This window comes from Cellulomonas sp. P4_B5_2, from assembly GCF_056402235.1.
This window is the reverse complement of record NZ_JBFUHU010000486.1, coordinates 1-1,774: the sequence shown is the minus strand read 5'-3', so window position 1 is coordinate 1,774 and position 1,774 is coordinate 1. Positions and strand designations below refer to the sequence as shown.

General features: G+C 72.2%; 2 protein-coding genes. Both read right to left on the bottom strand.

What is annotated here, in order from left to right:
* Positions 1-483 (bottom strand): BMP family lipoprotein (locus tag AC1DUQ_RS21430; protein WP_477074599.1); only part of this gene is annotated, 483 nt, incomplete at its 3' end.
* 206 nt (positions 484-689) lie between these two features.
* Positions 690-1,774, bottom strand: a 1,085-nt coding sequence (locus AC1DUQ_RS21425) for an amidohydrolase (protein WP_477074598.1), incomplete at its 5' end; no start/stop codon positions are given.

The following is a 1,774-nucleotide window of genomic DNA, read 5'->3' as shown; positions in this document are numbered from 1 at the left end:
GAGGTAGGCCGCCTGCGCGGTGTCGAACAGGATCGGCTTGCCGTTCTCCAGGGTGACCGGCGCGAAGTCGGCGTCGGAGAAGGAGCTGTCGACGAGCGCGAAGTTCACGTCCGGGTTCGCCTCGGCGGCGGTCTGGATCGGGTCCTCGAGCAGGAAGCCGACGCCGATGATCAGGTCGCAGTTCTCGGCGACGAGGCTGTCGATGTTCGGCGTGTAGTCGGTGTCCGCGGCGGACTCGACGCTGGCCACCTCGATCCCGAGCTCGTCCTTGGCCTGCGTGAGGCCCTCGAAACCGGCCTGGTTGAACGACTTGTCGTCGAAGCCACCCGCGTCCGAGACCATGCACGCCTTGAAGTCGACGCTCGCCGCGGACGACTCGCCGCTGCCGGCCGTCTCGTCCGTGTCCTCCGGAGCACTGCCACACGCCGCAAGCGCGAGGGCGACCGCCCCGCCGAGCACGGCCACTCGAATGATCTTCTTCACGCGACTCTCCTGAATCTCGTCAGCAGCCGGTCCGGCTGGGCCGACCGTGCGGTTGGCACGACGGTGTACCACCACAAGGTCTGGGGCTGCCCGGCATTGATTCTCGGACCATAACGAGCAAGAGGTGTCGGGCAGGTTACCGGCGGGTATCCGCGCAGGTTCCGTTACCGACTTGGTATGTCCGCCCAGGTGACGGACGGGGTGTCTCAGCCTGCGAGAAGGGCGGTCCGCGCCAGGAGCAGGGCGCCGACCTCGACCGCGCGCTCGTCCACGCGGAGGTCGCCCTGGTGGATGTCGTAGGTGTGGCCGCCCGGCGTGCGCGTGCCCAGCCGCGCCATCGCCCCCGGCACCTTGGTCAGGTACCAGGCGAAGTCCTCGCCGCCCAGCGACTGCTCCGTCAGCAGGACCGACCCGCGGCCGAGCACGTCGTGGGCCGCGGCCTCGAGGATCCCGGTCGCGTGCGCGGAGTTCTCCACCGGCGGGACACCGCGGTGGTGCCGCACCTCGACCTCCACTCCCAGGGGAGCCAGGACCTGCTCGACCGCCGAGTGGAACACCTCCGACGCCTTCTCCCACGCGCGGACGTCCAGGCACCGCAGCGTTCCCTTGACCGTGCCGGTCGACGGGATCGCGTTGTGGGCCGACCCCGCCTGCACGGCGCCCCACGTCAGGTTGACGCCGGAGCGCGGGTCCAGGCGGCGGCCCAGGATCGCGGGCACCTGCGTGATGACCTGACCGAGCGCGAACACGACGTCGCCGGTCAGGTGGGGCCGGGACGTGTGCCCGCCCGGCCCGGTGACCGTCACGGTGACCTCGTCGCTGGCGGACGTGATCGGGCCGATGCGGGTGCCGACCTGGCCGACGTCGACCTTGGGGTCGCAGTGGAACGAGTAGATCTCCCCGACGCCGTCGAGCCCGCCGGCGGCCACCACGTCGAGCGCGCCSCCSGGCWKCACCTCCTCGGCGGGCTGGAACACCAGCCGCACGCCGGTCCGCAGCTCGTCGGCCAGCTGGGCGAGCACGAGCCCCGCACCGAGCACCGCTGCGGTGTGCACGTCGTGCCCGCACGCGTGCGCGACGCCCCGGACGGTCGAGGCCCACGGCAGACCGCTGGTGTCCTGCACGGGCAGGCCGTCGAGGTCGGCGCGCAGGGCGATCCGCTTGCGCCCGCTGGTGGCCGGGCCGGGCCCGATGTCGCAGACCAGCCCGCTGCCCGGCAGGAGGTGCGGCTCGAGGCCCGCGGCGCGCAGCCGCTCGGCCACCAGCTTGGTGGTCCGCACCTCCGTGCGCC